Origin of the sequence: Kitasatospora terrestris (genome assembly GCF_039542905.1) — a bacterium.
Classification (GTDB): domain Bacteria; phylum Actinomycetota; class Actinomycetes; order Streptomycetales; family Streptomycetaceae; genus Kitasatospora; species Kitasatospora terrestris.
In genome coordinates this window covers 6,862,827-6,877,647 of sequence record NZ_BAABIS010000001.1, presented here as the reverse complement: position 1 = coordinate 6,877,647, position 14,821 = coordinate 6,862,827, and the positions used below count along the sequence as shown (strand labels likewise).

Below are 14,821 nucleotides of genomic sequence, written 5' to 3'. Positions count from 1 at the left end.
CGGCACGCCGCGGTCCCTAGGCTGAGTACGTGCTGCGAGACGACCTGCGAACCCTGTGGACCGAACCCCGACCGCCCGGCGCGCCCGCCCGGGTGCGGCGGGACTGGGCGCTGCTCGCCGCGGGCCTCGCCGGTGTGGCGCTGGAGGCCGCCCTGCGCGAGAACGTCGTGTGGCGGCCGGTGGCGACGGTGTTCGCCGCATGGCTGTGCCTGCTGCCGCTGTGGCGCCGGACCAGCCCGCTGGCGACGGCCACGCTGGCGTTCGGCTCGGTGATCCTGCTTCAGGTGGCCGCGCTCGTCGCCGCACCGGGCGGGCCCGTCGGCCTGAACACCGGCGCGGTCGTGCTCGTGCTGGTGTACGCGCTGCCCCGGTGGGGATCGGGACGGGAGGTCGTGCTGGGCGGCGCGGTGATCGTCGCGGCGTGCGCGCTGTGTGCCGTCACGGCCGAGACCTCGGTCGTCGAAATGGTCGTGGGCTTCCTCTTCGGGCTGCTGCCCGGCGTGGTCGGGGCTGCCGTGCGGTTCCGGGTGACCGCCCGCGAGCGGCAGTTGGACCAGGTGCGCTCCCGCGAGCGCGAGCAGCTCGCCCGGGAACTGCACGACACGGTGGCCCACCACGTTTCGGCCATGGTGATCATCGCCCAGGCGGGCCGGGTGCTCGCGGGCACCGACCCGTCCGCCGCCGTCGAGGCGCTGGAGGGGGTCGAGGAGGAAGGGGCGCGCACGCTGGAGGAGATGCGCGCCATGGTCGCCGCGCTGCGCGACCGCGGGGTCGGCGCCGAGCTGGCGCCGCCTGCCGGTGTCGCGGATCTGGAGCGCCTGGTGCGCACCCCGGGTGGTCGCCTCAGGGTCGACCTGGGGCTCGACGGCGAACTGGACGCGCTGCCCCCGGCCGTGGACGCGGCCGTCTACCGGATCGTGCAGGAGTCGGTGACCAACACGCTGCGCCACGCGGTCGACGCGACCGAGCTCGTCGTCCGGGTCGCCGCGGAACGGCACACCGTACGGGTGAGCGTGCGCGACGACGGCAGGCGCGCCGGCCGGGGCCGCGACGGATACGGACTCACCGGACTGCGCGAGCGCGCCACCCTGCTCGGCGGCACACTGCGCGCCGGCCCGGGCGCCGACCGGGGCTGGCACGTCGAAGCCGAACTGCCGAGGGCGAGGAGCGGGAGCGGTGTCCGTACGCGTCCTCGTCGCTGACGACCAGACGATCATCCGCACCGGGTTGCGGATCATGCTGAACGCCCAGCCCGGCATCGAGGTGGTCGGCGAGGCCGCCGACGGACGCGAAGCGGTCCGCCTGGCCCGCGAACTGCGCCCCGACGTCTGCCTGTTCGACATCCGCATGCCCGTGCTCGACGGGCTCGAAGCCACCCGGCTGCTCGCCGGCCCGGGGGTCGCCGACCCGCTGGCCGTGGTCGTCATCACCACGTTCGACCTCGACGAGTACGTCTACGGCTCACTGCGTGCCGGCGCCCGCGGATTCCTCCTCAAGGACACGGGACCGGACCTTCTGGCGCAGGCCGTACGGTCGGCGTCCGACGGTGAGGCGCTCATCGCGCCCAGCGTCACCGTCCGCCTGCTCCAGGCGTTCGCCGACCTGCCCGCCGGCCGGCCCGCGACCCAGCCGGTCTCCCCCGTCACCGCCCGCGAGGAGCAGGTGCTCCTCGCCGTCGCCCGCGGGCTGACCAACACCGAGATCGCCGACGCGCTGCACATCAGCCTCAGCACGGTGAAGACGCATCTGGCGAGCCTGATGGCCAAACTCGGCGCCCGCAACCGGGTCGAGATCGCGATGTGGGCCTACGAGACGCGCCGCATCCGCCCCGGAACCTGAGGCCGGACGCCGGCCGGCGCCACCGGGCCCGGCCGGCGTCCGGCCTCAGCCGGTGCGGCGCAGCAGGGCCAGGTACATCGCGTCGGTGCCGTGCAGGTGCGGCCACAGCTGCACGTCCGGGCCCTCGCCGAGCGCGGGCAGGCCGGGCAGCAGCGGACGGGCGTCGATCCACTCCACACCCGGCTCGCCGCGCAGCACGTCGTCCACCACGGCGCGGGTCTCGGCCAGGTGCGGCGAGCAGGTGGCGTAGCCGACCACGCCGCCGACCCGGGTGGCGGCGATCGCGCCCCGCAGCAGGTCGCGCTGGAACGGGCCGAAGCCGGCGATGTCCTCGGGCCGGCGGCGCCAGCGCGCCTCCGGGCGGCGGCGCAGCGCGCCGAGGCCGGAGCAGGGCACGTCGACCAGCACCCGGTCGAAGGCGCCCTCGCGCCAGGCGCGCTTGGTGCCGTCCGCCGCGATCACGGTGTACGGGCCGGGGTTGCCAGCCAGCGCGCGGGCGACCAGGCGGGCCCGGTGGGGCTGCTTCTCGGAGGCGACCAGGGCGGCGCCGCGCTCGGCGGCCAGGGCGGCGAGCAGCGCGGCCTTGCCGCCGGGGCCGGCGCAGCCGTCGAGCCAGACCTTGTCCGGCCCGTCCAGCGGTGCGGCGGCGAGGGCGAGGGCGACCAGCTGGCTGCCCTCGTCCTGGACGCCGGCCCGGTTCTCCCGGACGGCCTCCAGCCCGGCCGGGTCGCCGCCCTCGGCGAGCCGCAGTGCGTACGGCGACCAGCGGCCGTCCTCGGCCTCCGGCAGCGCCTCGCGCAGCTCGTCCACGGTGGCGCGGCCCGGCCGGGCCACCAGGGTGACCTCGGGCCGCTCGTTGTCGGCGTGCAGCAGCTGCTCCATCGCGGTGCGCCCGGAGGCGTCCGGCTGCCAGCGGCCGAGCGAGTCCCACAGCGAGGAGACCACCCAGCGCGGGTGGGAGTGGACGACCGCGAGGTGGTCCTCGGCGTCCTCGTCGTACGGCGGGGCGACCTGCTCGACCCAGGTGTCCAGGTCCTGGGCGCTGATCTTGCGCAGCACCGCGTTGACGAACTTCGCCCGGCCGTCGCCGAGCACCGCGCGGGCCAGTTCGACGGTGGCCGAGACGGCCGCGTGGGTGGGGATGCGGGTGGCGAGCAGCTGGTGGGCGCCGAGCGAGAGCACGTCCAGCACCGGCGGGTCGACCTCGCGCAGCGGCCGGTCGATGCAGGCCGCGATGATCGCGTCGTAGGTGCCCTGCAGGCGCAGCGTGCCGTAGACCAGCTCGGTGGCGAGGGCGGCGTCGCGCCGGTCCATGCCCTTCTGCTCCGCCTCGCGCAGCAGCGAGGGCAGGATCAGGTTGGCGTACGCGTCGCGCTCGTCGACGGCGCGCAGCGCGCGGAACGCGACGGTGCGGGCCGGGTCCTTCTTGGGACGGCGGTGCGGGCGGGGGGCGCGCTTGGCGCCGGAGGGGGTGCTCACGGGGTGCCTCGGAAAGGTGCTGGCGGAATCAGTCGGTACCAAGAACTCTAAGGCTTCGGCGCGGGGTCACTCCCCGAGCCGCTCACCGGACTCGATCCGGACCCCGCGGGCCCAGTCCGCCGCGCGCATCGGCTTCTTGCCCTGCGGCTGCACCTCGCCCAGCTCGATCTCGTGGCTGCCGGTGCCGACCCGCACGCTGTTCTTGCCCACCGCCAGCTCGCCGGGCGCCAGCTCGGCCGCGCCGGGGTGCAGGGTCACCGGGCCGGAGACCTTGAGCCGCTCGCCGCGGAAGACCGTCCAGGCGCCGGGCGCGGGGGCGCAGCCGCGCACCAGGCGGTCCACCCGCAGCGCCGGGTGGGTCCACTCGATCCGGGCGTCCTCCGGGTTGATCTTGGGCGCCAGGGTGACGCCGTCGAGCGGCTGCGGCACGGCGTGCAGCGAGCCGTCGGCGATCCCGTCCATGGTCGCCGCGAGCAGCCGCGCGCCCGAGTGCGAGAGCCGGGTCAGCAGGTCGCCGCTGGTGTCGGTGGGGCGGATCTCCTCGGTGACCACGCCGAAGACCGGGCCGGAGTCCAGGCCCTGCTCGATCAGGAAGGTCGAGGCGCCGGTGACCTCGTCGCCGGCCAGCACCGCGTGCTGCACCGGGGCGGCGCCGCGCCACGCGGGCAGCAGCGAGAAGTGCAGGTTCACCCAGCCGTGCTCGGGGATCTCCAGCGCGCCGGGGCGCAGCAGCGCGCCGTACGCGACCACCGGGCAGCAGTCCGGGGCGAGCTCGGTCAGCCGGGCGAGGAACTCCGGATCGCTCGGCTTCGCGGGCTTCAGCACCTCGATGCCGGCCTCCTCGGCGCGCCGGGCGACCGGGCTGGCGACCAGCTTGCGGCCGCGCCCGGCGGTCCCGTCGGGGCGGGTGACCACCGCCACCACCTCGTGCTTGTCCGAGGCCAGCAGGGCGTCGAGGGCGGGGACGGCGACCTCGGGGGTGCCGGCGAAGACGAGGCGCAAGACGGTGCCTTTCGTGAACTGCTGGGTTCGGTCGGCGGGCCGGGGCCCGCGGGGTCAGCGGGCGGAGCCGAAGGTGGAGTGCGGCGAGATCCGGACCGTCGGCGCGGGGCCGTCGCCCCACTCCGCGTCCCGGATGGCCTTGAGCGCGGCCTTGCGCGTCTCCCGGTCCAGCCGGTCGATGAAGATGATCCCGTCCAGGTGGTCGGTCTCGTGCTGGATGCAGCGGGAGAGCAGCTGCGTGCCCTCGATCTCCACCGGGTCGCCGTGCATGTTGAAGCCCTTGGCCACGACGCCGTACGCGCGCTTGGTGTCGAAGCTCAGGCCCGGCAGCGACAGGCAGCCCTCGGGGCCGTCCTGCTCCTCGTCGCTGAGCGACAGGTCCGGGTTGATCAGGTGACCGACCACACCGTCCACGTTGTACGTGAAAACCCGCAGCGAAACGCCGAGTTGGGGCGCGGCGAGGCCGGCGCCCGGGGCTTCCAGCATGGTGTCGGTGAGGTCCTTGACCAGCCGCCGCAGCTCCTTGTCGAAGGTGGTGACGGGCTTGGCCGTGGCCCGGAGCACGGGGTCGCCGAAGATCCGGATCGGCTGGACGGCCATGGCCTGGGCTCCTGTCGGTGCGGGGTCGGGCGGACGGACCGCCGACGGGCGATCATCAGGCAGTCTATGCAATCCCGCCCGCCGGCTCGGCCCGGGTTCCGGCACATCCCGTCCCCCCGCTCGCCGTGACCAGCCGGGCTCTCGGACGTTGGTCAAGTGGAATTGACCTCAGCCGATCCGAAGGAGAGGTGGCAACCAGGCCATGGCCGAACAGATGAACCACGACGCCCGGGCCCGGGCGAGCCTGCACCTGCTGGTGCGGGACATCGAACGGGTCCGGCGCCAGGTCGACGCCCTGCGCACGCTCACCGCGCAGCTGGGCAACGTCTACCGCCCGCGCCGGCCCAGCACCTCCGCCGGTTTCGTGGTGTACGGGCGGGCGCCGGCGCCGACCGTCCGGCTGGCCCAGGAGCTGCGCGAGAGCGTCGAGACGCTGGTCGCCGCGGCGGTCGAGTTCGACCGCGCGCTCGGCTTCTCCTGGGACTCGGTCGGCTCGGCGCTCGGCGTCACCAAGCAGGCCGTGCACCGGCGGTACGGCATGCGCCGGCCGAGCGGCGACCTGCTGCCGCCCGGAGCCGTTCCGACGCCCGGCACGCCCCGCGACGAACCGGTCCTGCCGCTGCCCCGCGACGAGGCGGCCGCCCCGGCGCTCTCCAGCTCCGTCCCGCAGGCCCGCCAGGGCGGCCTGGCCCCGCAGGCCCCGGTCCGCCTCGCCCGCTGACGCCGGCGCCCTCCGCGCCGGGCTCGCTACGCCCCGGCCGTGCTCAGATCCGGGCCCACAGCGCCGGGACGTTCGGCGGCTCCCACCCGGCGTACGCGGTGTGCGCCTGGACGCAGCGGTAGGCGACCCCGTTGTACGTCACCACGTCGCCGACCCGGTAGCTCGCCCCGACCCGCCAGGTGCCGCCGGACACGGTGGGCGAGGGCGAGGGCGAGGCGGTCGGCGACCCGGTCGCCGTCGGGCTCGGGCTCGGCGACTGCGGCACGTCCAGGACGAAGTCGAAGCTCGCCTCCCGGCCCGGCCCGTTCTGCCGGACCGTCATCACCAGCCGCGGGTCGAAGATGGTGTCGGTGGAGTTGCGCGGCTCACCGGGGAAGTACAGCTGGGTGGTGAGCACCGGACGGCCGGGCGCCTGCAGCTTCACGTGGATGTGCCGGGTCCGCCCCGGGTACAGCCCGGGCACGATCGCGGTGAGCGTGAACGCACCCTGCGCGTCGCTGAACTGGTGGCCGCGCATGGTGTAGCCGGTGTTGTCGTACGCGCCGTCGGTGTCCGCCTGCCAGAAGTCCAGCAGCACCCCGGGGATCGGCCGGCACGCCCGGCCGAACACGTAGCCGGTGACGGTCAGCGGGGTGCCGCGGGTGCCGGGCACCGCCAGGTTGGTGCGCAGCGGCGAACCGGGCTTGAAGTACGGGCCCTCGGTCTGCTCGATGGTCGGCGCGTCGCCGTCGTGGCACTCCGGGGTGAGCTCCGGCGCGCCGGCGGTGTCGCGGGCCAGCGCGGTGCCGGCACCCAGCAGCAGCGGTGCCGCGCCGGCCAGCGCGGCCGCCTTCAGCAGGCTCTTGCGGCTCAACTGCGGCCCGGGTACCGGGTCGTGGGACGAAGGGGTCACGGCAGGTGGGTCCTTCCGCTCGAAGAGTGGGGGTGTGGGGGATGCCGTGCACCTCGGCGCCATGTGCACGACACCGACGACGCTACGGCCGCCCCGCGGCCCGGTCGATGGACTCAGCTGCCCCCTCGTGGTGCATTCCTCCACCCACCTCCGCCCGGTACTCCCCCGGCGTGCGCCCCACCTCCCGCCGGAAGAACCGGCAGAAGTACGCCGGGTCCTCGAACCCCACCACGGCGCCCACCTGGCGCACCGTCAGCCCGGTCGCCGCCAGCAGCCGCTTCGCCTCCAGGATCCGCCGCCCCCGGATCAGCTGGGCCGGCGTCCGCCCGGTCCACTCCTTCACCGCGCCGTGCAGGTGCCCGGCCGAGACCCCCAGCTCCCGCGCCGCAGACTCCACCGTCCACTCCGGCCCGAGCGCCCCGTCCACCAGCCGTTCGAACCGCCCCGCCAGCACCGCCGCCCGCCCGCCCGGCCCGACCCGCTCCCGCACCCGCGCCTCCACCCCGCGCACCGCCCGCACCAGCGCCTGCAGCACCCCGAGCCGCCCCGGCCCCGCGCCCCGGTACTCCTCCGCCACCTCCGCCAGCAGCCCTTCCAGCGCGGTCCGCCCGCCCTGGCTCGCCACCAGCCGGCGCAGCAGCCCCACGTCCTCCGGGTACCGCAGCAGGAAGTCCTCGGTGAACAGCAGCACCCAGCCGGCCACCCCGCCCGCGCCCGCCCAGTGGTGCACCTGCCCCGGCGCGATCACGTACAGGTTCGGCGGCCGCAGCGGGTAGTCCACCAGGTCCACGGTGTGCACCCCGCTCCCCCGGCTGACGTACGCCACCTCGTAGAAGGTGTGCCGGTGCGGGAAGTCCGCCCGCGCCAACGGCCCGATCGAGTCGAACGACCCCGCCGCGAACGGCAGCAGCACCGGGTCCGGCACCTCCAGGTCGTGCGACTCGATCCCGCCCACCGCTCCCCGTCCGCCCATCCCCGCAGTCTCGACCACCCCACCCCGAGTGGTCCAGACCTCCTGGCGAGTAGGGGCCGACGCGGCCGGTCAGCCGATGTCGAGCGGGTCGATCCGGATCCGCACCGGGTCGGCGGTGCGCAGGGCGAGGCGGGCGATCTGGGCGGCCTTCAGGGCCGAGGCCAGGGCGGCGCCCTGGCCGGGGGCGACCCGCAGCAGGGCGCGCTCCAGCTCCTCGCCGCGGGCGGGGCCCGCGACCGGGACCGGGCCGAGGACGTCCGCGCCGTCCGGCAGCCGGACCAGCCCCAGCAGATCGGCGACCGCCTGCGGGGCGCCGGTCACCGAGGCCATCCGGGAGACCGGCGGGAAGCGCAGCTGCTCCCGCTCGTCGAGCTCCAGCCCGGCGTGCCCCGCCGGATCCCAGCGGACCAGCGCCTGCACCGCGCGCGCCGTCGGCTCCGCGACCACCACCACCGTGCCGCCCTCCCCCGCCGGCCGGACCAGCGCCGCGGCGGTCAGCCAGCGCCGCAGCGCCTCCTCGCCGGCCCGCAGGTCGGGCCGGTTGAGCAGCGCCCAGCCGTCCAGCAGCAGGGCCGCCGCGTACCCGGCGCCCTCGGCGACCGGCTCGGCGCCCGGGGTGGAGATCACCAGCGCCGGCGCGTCGGGCACCGAGGCGAGCACCGACTCCCGTCCGGAGGTGCGGACCGGCACCCGGGGGAAGGCCCGCCCGAGCTCCTCCGCGGTCCGCCGGGCACCGACCACCTGCGCCCGCAGCCGGAACGACCCGCACTCCACGCAGTGCCAGTCGCCCTCCGCCTCGCCGCACCACGCGCACGCCAGCGGCTCGTCCGCGCCGCCCGCCTGCAGCGGCCCGCCGCAGCGCCGGCACCGGACGGGCGTGCGGCAGCGGCCGCACGCCAGGCTCGGCACGTACCCGCGCCGGGGCACCTGGATCAGCACCGGCCCGCGGGTCAGCGCGTCGTGGGCGGTCTCCCACGCCACGGACGGCAGCCGGGCAGCCTGCGCCGCGGCGTCCCGGCCCTGGTCGAGGTCGGTCACCGTGCGGACCCGGGGCGCCAGTTCGCGGACGGTCGCCCGCTCGGCGGCCAGCGGCCGGGCCCACCCCGTGCGGACCAGCTGGGCCGCCTCCACCGTGGTCGACAGCCCGCCGATCAGCGCGCCCGCGCCCTCCTCGGCGGCGCGCAGCAGCGCGACCTCGCGGACGTGCGGATGGGGGGCGTTGGGGTCGCTGTGGCTGGAGTCGCCGTCCGACCACACCACGACCAGGCCGAGGCCGCGGACCGGCGCGAACATCGCCGCCCGGGTGCCGATCGCCGCGTGCACCGAGCCCCGGCTGACCGCCAGCCACCGCCGGTACCGCTCCTGCGGGCCGGCGTCGGCCGCCAGCACCACGTGCCGGCCCTCGCCGAGCAGCGCGTTCAGCGCCGCGTCCACCCGCGCCACCGACCGCCCGTCGGGCAGCACCACCAGCGCGCCGCGCCCGGACGACAGGGTCGCCGCCACCGCCCGCGCGATCTCCTCCGGCCAGCCGGGGCCGGGCAGCGCCGTCCAGACCGCGCGCGGGCCGTGCCCGGCGGCCAGCGAGGCGAGGTACGCCGGGCCGTGCCCGTACCGCGCCCAGCCGCCGGGTTCCGGCGCGGCGGGCGGCGGCAGCGGACGCGGCGACGGCTCCGCCTCGGCGCCGGCGTGGCGCGGCGGGACGGCGAGCTGCAGGACGTCCGCCAGCGACCCGGCGTAGCGGTCGGCGACCGCCCGGCACAGCCGCAGCAGGGCCGGGGTCAGCACCTGCTCCGGCGAGAGCACCCGGGCGAGCGGGGCCAGCGGCCCGTTGTAGTCGGAGGTGTCCCGGCGCTCGACGATGAAGCCGTCGTGCAGCGCCCCGCCCTCGCGCCGGCCGTGCGCGCCGACCCGGCCGCCGAAGCGCACCCGCACCCGGGCACCGGGGCGGGCGTCGTCCGCCATGGCCGCGGGCACCGCGTAGTCGAAGAACTGGTCGAGGCTGAGCACGCCCTTGTCCACCAGGACCCGCGCCACCGGCGCCTGCTCCGCCAGCCGCACCCCCCGGGCGGCGCGGGGCTTCGCCTTGCGCACCGTCTCCCGGATGAACGCCAGCTGCTCCCCGGCCCCGTCCGCGCTGCTCATCCGGTCACCTTAACGCAGGCCGCGGACACCACAGGGGCGCGAGGAACCGCGTTCCTCGCGCCCCCGGGACGAACCCCTACTGCGCGGCGACGGCCGCCTTCAGCTCCTCGACGCGGTCGGTCCGCTCCCAGGTGAAGTCCGGCAGCTCCCGGCCGAAGTGGCCGTACGCGGCGGTCTGCGAGTAGATCGGCCGCAGCAGGTCCAGGTCGCGGATGATCGCGGCCGGACGCAGGTCGAAGACCTTGGTCACGGCGGCCTGGATGGCCAGCACCGGCGCGGTCTCGGTCCCGAAGGTCTCGACGAACAGACCCACCGGCTCGGCCTTGCCGATCGCGTACGCGACCTGCACCTCGGCGCGCTTGGCGAGGCCGGCGGCGACGATGTTCTTGGCGACCCAGCGCATCGCGTACGCGGCGGAGCGGTCGACCTTGGACGGGTCCTTGCCGGAGAAGGCGCCGCCACCGTGGCGGGCCATGCCGCCGTAGGTGTCGATGATGATCTTGCGGCCGGTGAGGCCGGCGTCGCCCATCGGGCCGCCGATCTCGAAGCGGCCGGTCGGGTTGACCAGCAGGCGGTAGCCCTCGGTCACCAGCTTGATGCCGTCGGCCTCCAGGCGCTTGAGCTCCGGCTCCACGACGAACTCGCGGATGTCGGGGGTCAGCAGCGAGTCGAGGTCGATGTCCGAGGCGTGCTGCGAGGAGACGACCACGGTGTCGAGGCGGACGGCCTTGTCGCCGTCGTACTCGATGGTGACCTGGGTCTTGCCGTCGGGGCGCAGGTACGGGATGGTCCCGTTCTTGCGGACCTCGGTCAGGCGGCGCGAGAGGCGGTGCGCGAGGGTGATCGGCAGCGGCATCAGCTCGGGCGTGTCGTCGCAGGCGTAGCCGAACATCAGGCCCTGGTCGCCGGCACCCTGACGGTCCAGCTCGTCCTCGACGTCACCCTCGACGCGGTGCTCGTGCGCCGTGTCGACACCCTGCGCGATGTCGGGCGACTGCGAGCCGATGGACACCGAGACGCCGCAGGAGGCGCCGTCGAAGCCCTTCTTCGACGAGTCGTAGCCGATCTCGAGGATCTTGTCCCGGACGAGCTGCGCGATCGGGGCGTAGGCCTTGGTGGTGACCTCACCGGCGATGTGGACCAGGCCGGTGGTGATCAGCGTCTCCACGGCGACGCGCGAGGTCGGGTCCTCCTTGAGGAGGGCGTCCAGGATGGTGTCGCTGATCTGGTCAGCGATCTTGTCGGGGTGCCCCTCGGTGACGGACTCCGAGGTGAACAGGCGGCGAGACACAGCGCTCCCTGGGGTTGCAGCGGCTGCTGACTGAATGCGCACGAGGATCGAGGCATCCGGAAAGACTTGATTCCTGGAGTGTAACGGTCAGCTACCGGCCGCGGGCACTCCCGACCCATGAGCGGGGCGTCACACCGTCACCTCGGCACCCCGCGCGACTCCGCGTTTCCCTGCAATTCAGGGCAAGCGGGCGGCCACCTGGTCCCAGACGGCGTCCGCCAGATCCTCCTTGGGGCCGTCCGCGATGTGGACTTCCGTCCCGTCCGCGGACAGCACGACCGCCGCGTTGGTGTCCAGGCCGAAGCCGCGGGACTCGCCGACCTCGTTGACCACCAGCAGGTCGCACCCCTTCCGGGTGAGCTTCGCGCGCCCGTTCGCCAGCACGTCGTCGGTCTCGGCGGCGAAGCCCACGACCAGCTGGCCCCCGCGCTGCCGCTGCGCGGAGAGCTCCGCCAGGATGTCGGGGTTGCGCACCAGCGCGACCGGCGCCGGGTCCACCCCGTCCACCTTCTTGATCTTCCCGCCGGCGTACTCGGCGGGCCGGAAGTCGGCGACCGCGGCCGCCATCACCACCACGTCGGCGTCGACGGCGGCCTTCAGCGCGGCCTCGCGCAGCTGCAGCGCGGTCGACACCCGCACCACGTCGGCGCCGGCCGGGGCCGGCAGCTCCACGTTGGCGGAGAGCAGGGTCACCCGGGCGCCGCGCGCCACCGCGGTCGCGGCCAGCGCGTAGCCCTGCTTGCCGGAGGAGCGGTTGCCCAGGAAGCGCACCGGGTCCAGCGGCTCGCGGGTGCCGCCCGCCGACACCACCACGTGGCGCCCGGCCAGGTCCTGCTCCAGGCCGCCGCGGGCCAGCACCCGGCGACAGGCCTCGAAGATCTCGGACGGCTCCGGCAGCCGGCCCTTGCCGGTGTCCTTGCCGGTCAGCCGGCCGACCGCCGGGTCGAGCACGATCGCGCCGCGCCGCCGCAGGGTGGCGACGTTCTCCTGGGTGGCGGGGTGCTCCCACATCTCGGTGTGCATCGCGGGCGCGAACACCACCGGGCAGCGCGCGGTCAGCAGGGTGTTGGTGAGCAGGTCGTCGGCCATGCCGTGGGCGGCCTTGGCCATCAGGTCGGCGGTGGCGGGGGCGACGACCACCAGGTCGGCGTTCTGCCCGATCCGCACGTGCGGGACCTCGTGGACGCTCTCCCAGGTCTCGGTCGCCGCGGGCCGCCCGGAGAGCGCGGCCCAGGTGGCCTCGCCGACGAAGTGCAGCGCGGCGGCGGTCGGCACCACGGTGACCTGGTGCCCGGACTCGGTGAGCCGGCGCAGCAGCTCGCAGGCCTTGTACGCGGCGATGCCGCCGCTGACACCGAGGACGACGCGGGGGGCGCTCATGGTGGTCGGTTCTCCTCCGAGACGGCCGGGACGGTTCCGACGCCCACCTTACGACCCTTCAGACACCCCGGGCGACGTGGCCCGGAGCACAGCGGAGGGCCCGCCGGAGCAGCAGCTCCGACGGGCCCTCCTTGACGACTGCGAGGCTCAGGCGGCCTCGATGGCCTCCGCCGTGAGCAGGCCGGCGTTGATCTCGCGCAGCGCGATCGACAGCGGCTTCTCGTGCACGTGGGTGTCGACCAGCGGGCCGACGTACTCCAGCAGGCCCTCACCGAGCTGCGAGTAGTACGCGTTGATCTGGCGGGCACGCTTGGCCGCGTAGATCACCAGGCTGTACTTGGAGTCGGTGGCCTCGAGGAGCTCGTCGATCGGCGGGTTGATGATGCCCTCAGGCGTGGTCATCGAAGAGGACACGCGAAAACCTTCCGAAGAGAGAAAATCTGACGGTCGGACCGGCTTGCACAGCCGATCCGGTCAGGCTACACCGAGCAAGGCTAGCAGTTCGGCCGCTACCTGCTCGACCGAGGTGTTGACAAGGGTCGTGTCGAACTCCGACTCGGCCGCCAGCTCCACCTTCGCCTGCGCCAGCCGCTCGTCGATCACGTGCTGCGGCTCGGTGCCCCGGCCGGTGAGCCGGCGGACCAGCTCCTCCCAGCTCGGCGGGGCCAGGAAGACCAGCTGCGCGTCGGGCATCGACTCGCGCACCTGGCGCGCGCCCTGGAGGTCGATCTCCAGCAGCACCGGCTCGCCGCGCTCCAGCTTGTCGAGCACCGCCTGCCTCGGGGTGCCGTACCGGTTCCCGGCGAAGACGGCCCACTCCAGCAGTTCGCCGTTGGCGACCAGCTTGTCGAAGTGGTCGTTGTCGACGAAGTGGTACTGGACCCCGTCCCTCTCGCCGGGCCGCGGGTGGCGGGTCGTCGCCGACACCGACAGCCAGACCTCGGGGAACTGCTTCCTCATATGAGCGACGACCGTGCTCTTGCCGACCCCCGAGGGGCCGGAGAGCACGGTCAGCCGCGGACGCTCACTCATGCACCGATTATCCCGGATCGCGGACGTTCCGGAGACACCGGCCCGGGATCAGGAGGCGGCGGCGCCGAACTCCCGCTCCAGAGCGGCGATCTGGTTCGTCCCGAGGCCGCGGACGCGGCGGCTCTCGGAGATGCCCAGACGCTCCATGATCTGCTTGGCGCGGACCTTGCCGACGCCCGGGAGGGACTCCAGCAGGGCGGAGACCTTCATCTTGCCGATGACCTCGTCGTCGGCCTTGCCGGCCTTGATCACGTCGTGCAGCGAAGCGCCCGAGTGCTTGAGCTTGTTCTTGACGTCGGCGCGCTTCCGCCGAGCCTCAGCGGCCTTGGCGAGCGCGGCGGCGCGCTGTTCAGGAGTAAGGGGCGGAAGAGCCACGCCGTTCACCTCAGGTGTGGATGGAAGGGATGATCCATGACTGGTGGTGCCCGGCCGCCGACAGAGCTCTGACCTGCGACAGCGACGTGAAATCGCTGCCGTTCGGCGACCTACCGCCGGACACTACCCAACTTGAGGCGCCACGTCAGGAAAAGAACACGAAAAGTCCTGGTCAGCAGGGGCCGACCCAGGACTTTCCGGGCAAAACCACCGCCTTGCGGCGGTCATTCTCACGCGTTTGTGACGGTGCTCACATCGTCGACGAATGCCTGGGCCGCCGCGCGAAGTGCCTGCACGGACGGTCCGTGCTTCAGCACGTCACGGCTGACGGACGGGACGACGTTGCGCACCGAGGCCCCGAAGACCCGCGGCAGGTCCTTCGCCGTGGCGCCCTGGGCACCCACGCCGGGGGCCAGCAGCGGGCCGTTGATCGCCAGGTCCACCCCGGCCTCGGCGAGGGTCGCGCCGACCACCGCGCCGAAGGACCCGAGCGGCTCGGCGCCGGCGTTCTCGGCCGCGAGCCGGCGCAGCACGGCCTGCGCCACGCTCTCCCCGTCCGCGCCGACGGCGCGCTGCACCTCGTGGCCCTCCGGGTTGGAGGTGAGTGCCAGCGCGAAGATGCCGCAGCCCTGCTCGCGGGCCAGGTCCAGGGCGGGCCGCAGGGAGCCGAAGCCCAGGTACGGGCTGACCGTGAGGGCGTCGGAGAACAGCGGGCTGCCGGGCGCCAGGAAGGTCTCGGCGTACGCGGCCATGGTGGAGCCGATGTCGCCGCGCTTGGCGTCCATCAGCACCAGCGCGCCGGCCTCGCGGGCCTCGGCGACGGACCTCTCCAGCACCGCGATGCCCTTGGAGCCGAAGCGCTCGAAGAAGGCGGCCTGCGGCTTGAGCACCGCGACCCGGTCGGCCAGCGCCTCCACGACGGTGCGGGAGAACGTCTCCAGGCCCTGGACGTCGTCGTTCAGGCCCCAGGCGGTCAGCAGGGAGGCGTGCGGGTCGATGCCGACGCACAGCCGGCCGCGGGTGTCCATGGCGGCGCGCAGGCGGGCGCCGAAGGGAGCGAGGGTGGTCACGGGGTTCCTTTCCGGAGTCGGCGGG

The 14,821-nt window shown here is 74.6% G+C and carries 15 protein-coding genes; 3 read left to right on the top strand and 12 right to left on the bottom strand.

Features of this window, described 5'->3' with window-relative positions; genetic code table 11:
• The first annotated feature begins 29 nt into the window (after positions 1 to 29).
• Positions 30 to 1,202, top strand: coding sequence for a sensor histidine kinase (locus ABEB06_RS31605; RefSeq protein WP_345700327.1), 1,173 nt, complete (start codon positions 30 to 32; stop codon positions 1,200 to 1,202).
• Entirely contained in the window at positions 1,177 to 1,839 is a 663-nt protein-coding gene (locus ABEB06_RS31600; RefSeq protein WP_345700326.1) for a response regulator, read from the top strand. Before ABEB06_RS31605 ends, ABEB06_RS31600 begins: the two co-directional genes overlap by 26 nt.
• Positions 1,840 to 1,884: 45 nt before the next feature.
• Here the strand turns inward: ABEB06_RS31600 and ABEB06_RS31595 are convergent, their stop codons facing one another.
• The 3 genes from ABEB06_RS31595 to def form a co-directional block, all read right to left on the bottom strand.
• Positions 1,885 to 3,318, bottom strand: a complete 1,434-nt coding sequence (locus ABEB06_RS31595) for an RsmB/NOP family class I SAM-dependent RNA methyltransferase (RefSeq protein ID WP_345700325.1) — start codon at positions 3,316 to 3,318, stop codon at positions 1,885 to 1,887.
• Between the two features lie 66 nt (positions 3,319 to 3,384).
• The gene (gene fmt / locus ABEB06_RS31590) at positions 3,385 to 4,320 is read right to left on the bottom strand and encodes a methionyl-tRNA formyltransferase (RefSeq protein ID WP_345700324.1); all 936 of its coding nucleotides are present in this window, start codon (positions 4,318 to 4,320) and stop codon (positions 3,385 to 3,387) included.
• 54 nt (positions 4,321 to 4,374) lie between these two features.
• Positions 4,375 to 4,920: a peptide deformylase gene (gene def / locus ABEB06_RS31585; RefSeq protein WP_345700323.1), complete on the bottom strand. Its 546-nt coding sequence runs from the start codon at positions 4,918 to 4,920 to the stop codon at positions 4,375 to 4,377.
• 202 nt (positions 4,921 to 5,122) lie between these two features.
• On the opposite strand from def, the gene ABEB06_RS31580 reads away from it, so the two are divergent.
• Positions 5,123 to 5,641 (top strand): hypothetical protein, encoded by a 519-nt coding sequence (locus ABEB06_RS31580; RefSeq protein ID WP_345700322.1) that lies wholly within the window; start codon positions 5,123 to 5,125, stop codon positions 5,639 to 5,641.
• Positions 5,642 to 5,684: 43 nt separating this feature from the next.
• On the opposite strand, the gene ABEB06_RS31575 is transcribed toward ABEB06_RS31580, so the two are convergent.
• From ABEB06_RS31575 to pyrF, 9 genes are all read right to left on the bottom strand, one after another.
• Positions 5,685 to 6,596: a dioxygenase family protein gene (locus ABEB06_RS31575; RefSeq protein ID WP_425559724.1), complete on the bottom strand. Its 912-nt coding sequence runs from the start codon at positions 6,594 to 6,596 to the stop codon at positions 5,685 to 5,687.
• A 19-nt stretch (positions 6,597 to 6,615) separates the two neighbouring features.
• Positions 6,616 to 7,506 (bottom strand): AraC family transcriptional regulator, encoded by an 891-nt coding sequence (locus tag ABEB06_RS31570; protein ID WP_345700320.1) that lies wholly within the window; start codon positions 7,504 to 7,506, stop codon positions 6,616 to 6,618.
• Positions 7,507 to 7,575: 69 nt separating this feature from the next.
• A complete protein-coding gene (locus ABEB06_RS31565; protein ID WP_345700319.1) occupies positions 7,576 to 9,648 on the bottom strand; it encodes a primosomal protein N' in 2,073 nt (690 codons plus the stop codon).
• A 76-nt stretch (positions 9,649 to 9,724) separates the two neighbouring features.
• Entirely contained in the window at positions 9,725 to 10,939 is a 1,215-nt protein-coding gene (gene metK, locus ABEB06_RS31560) for a methionine adenosyltransferase (RefSeq protein WP_345700318.1), read from the bottom strand.
• A 177-nt stretch (positions 10,940 to 11,116) separates the two neighbouring features.
• Positions 11,117 to 12,319 (bottom strand): bifunctional phosphopantothenoylcysteine decarboxylase/phosphopantothenate--cysteine ligase CoaBC, encoded by a 1,203-nt coding sequence (gene coaBC, locus ABEB06_RS31555; protein ID WP_345700317.1) that lies wholly within the window; start codon positions 12,317 to 12,319, stop codon positions 11,117 to 11,119.
• Between the two features lie 147 nt (positions 12,320 to 12,466).
• Positions 12,467 to 12,733, bottom strand: coding sequence for a DNA-directed RNA polymerase subunit omega (rpoZ, locus tag ABEB06_RS31550; protein WP_345700316.1), 267 nt, complete (start codon positions 12,731 to 12,733; stop codon positions 12,467 to 12,469).
• A gap of 60 nt (positions 12,734 to 12,793) precedes the next feature.
• Positions 12,794 to 13,351, bottom strand: coding sequence for a guanylate kinase (gene gmk / locus ABEB06_RS31545; RefSeq protein WP_345700315.1), 558 nt, complete (start codon positions 13,349 to 13,351; stop codon positions 12,794 to 12,796).
• A 48-nt stretch (positions 13,352 to 13,399) separates the two neighbouring features.
• Positions 13,400 to 13,726, bottom strand: coding sequence for an integration host factor, actinobacterial type (gene mihF / locus ABEB06_RS31540; protein WP_345700314.1), 327 nt, complete (start codon positions 13,724 to 13,726; stop codon positions 13,400 to 13,402).
• Between the two features lie 230 nt (positions 13,727 to 13,956).
• Complete coding sequence (pyrF, locus tag ABEB06_RS31535) at positions 13,957 to 14,796, bottom strand: orotidine-5'-phosphate decarboxylase (protein WP_345700313.1); 840 nt, start codon at positions 14,794 to 14,796, stop codon at positions 13,957 to 13,959.
• Positions 14,797 to 14,821 lie beyond the last annotated feature (25 nt).